The organism is Streptomyces sp. NPDC002130, assembly GCF_040296465.1.
Lineage (GTDB): Bacteria > Actinomycetota > Actinomycetes > Streptomycetales > Streptomycetaceae > Streptomyces.
Genome location: NZ_JBEOXI010000687.1, coordinates 1 through 1715 on the forward strand (window position 1 = coordinate 1; position 1715 = coordinate 1715).

The window sequence follows — 1715 nt, forward strand, 5'->3', positions numbered from 1 at the left end:
GCTGGCGTCGCCCGTGATCCTCGATGGTGAACCGTGGCACTGCGTGATCGCTCGTCCGTCGTCGTGCGCGCTCCGCGGCGCGTCGGATCTCCGCCAGCAATCCGGGATCAGTGACGTGGTCGGTGAGTCCGTCGAGATCGACCCGGTCGAAGGAGCGATCGAACAGTGGACGTTCGGACAGCTTTGCCAGGTGGAGGCGATACGCGGACACACACGAGGTTGTTGCTGTTTCGCATTGAGCTTCGGTGAGACCGTTCTGCCGCCCGGCCACCCAGATACTCGCGGCCAGCCTTCGCAGATCCCATTCCCAGGGGCCGGGATGTGCTTCGTCGAAATCGTTGAGGTCTATGACAAGTTCGCGTTCCGGGGATCCGTAGAACCCGAAGTTTCCGACGTGCGCATCCCCACAGATGACGGGTGTGATGCCGGTGGACGGGAGCTGCGCCATGTCCTCGGCCATCAATCCGGCGGTACCGCGCAGAAATCCGTACGGTGAAGCGACCATGCGTCCCACCCGAATCGGAACCAACCAGTCGAGTCTTCCCTCGTGTGCCGTGTTGACCTGATCGACCGGGTCACGTCGATCGGATGGGGGCGTCCAGTCGCCGAGCGACGATCGCGCCACTCGCTTGCGCAGGCCTTTCCCGATCTTGCGACGCTCACTGCGAGGCGTCTGACGCGCCCGCAGCGTCGCCCTGCTGTCCGGTTCGTTCTCGAGAGCCAACTGACCGGCAGGCCTGCTCAGCGGGTCCATGTCGGGTCCCCTGGGTCGGCACCGCCGTTCGCGACATCGGTCCAGCTCTGTATGCGCTGGTGATCATTCCGCTGGGTGTGTACCTCGCGAGCTACTGGGCCTGGTTCACCAGCGAGACCGGCGTCGACCGTCATGCCGTCGGCAACGAGATCGGTGAGGGTGGCACATGGAGCTTCATTCCCTCCGCACTGCGTTCACTCTGGTACTACAGCGGAAACGTTCTCCAGTTCCACGCCGGTCTGACCAACTCCGCCGGAAACCACCACCCGTGGGAGTCGAAACCGTGGACGTGGCCGATGGGGCTACGACCGATGCTCTACTACTACGCCGACGGCGAGCAGGTCACCGGTTGCGGGGCCGCCAGCTGCGTCAAGGCCGTGATGCTGATCGGCACACCGGCAATGTGGTGGCTGGCGCTACCGATGTTGGCGTGGGCGATCTGGCAGACGTTCGTGCGCCGTGACTGGCGATACGCAGTGGTCCTGACGGGTTACGGCGCCGCTTACCTTCCGTGGTTCGCGACGCTCGACCGCCAGATGTACTACTTCTACGCCGTTGCGCTCGCCCCGTTCATGGTCATGGGATTCGCGCTGGTCCTCGGCGACGTTCTGGGCAAGGCGAGCGCGTCCGTCGAGCGTCGTACCACCGGACTTCTTGCAGTCAGTCTGTACATCGGTCTGGTCGTAGCCAACTTCGTCTACCTCTGGCCGATACTCACAGCCATGCCGATCACGCCCGAATCGTGGCAGAACCATTTGTGGTTGCCGAGCTGGAAATAGGGGGACAAACGAAGGAGGCACCGAACCGGGTTCGGTGCCTCCTTCGTTTCACGATTACTCCGCCGGTTTGCCGACGCGGCGCCCCCGCCGCGGGCGTAAGAGGGCACGTTTCTGTTCCTTCGCCGCAACGATGATCGGGTCGTGCGAAAGATCCTTGCTCGGGGTCGGGGAAGACCCGCGGG

Annotated in this window: 2 protein-coding genes; one reads left to right on the top strand and one right to left on the bottom strand. The window is 63.8% G+C overall.

Annotated features, from left to right (window positions below):
- Positions 1-754 (bottom strand): DUF2252 family protein (locus tag ABT116_RS44435; protein ID WP_351646589.1); only part of this gene is annotated, 754 nt, incomplete at its 3' end.
- 59 nt (positions 755-813) lie between these two features.
- On the opposite strand from ABT116_RS44435, the gene ABT116_RS44440 reads away from it, so the two are divergent.
- The gene (locus ABT116_RS44440; protein ID WP_351646591.1) at positions 814-1533 is read left to right on the top strand and encodes a dolichyl-phosphate-mannose--protein mannosyltransferase; all 720 of its coding nucleotides are present in this window, start codon (positions 814-816) and stop codon (positions 1531-1533) included.
- Positions 1534-1715 lie beyond the last annotated feature (182 nt).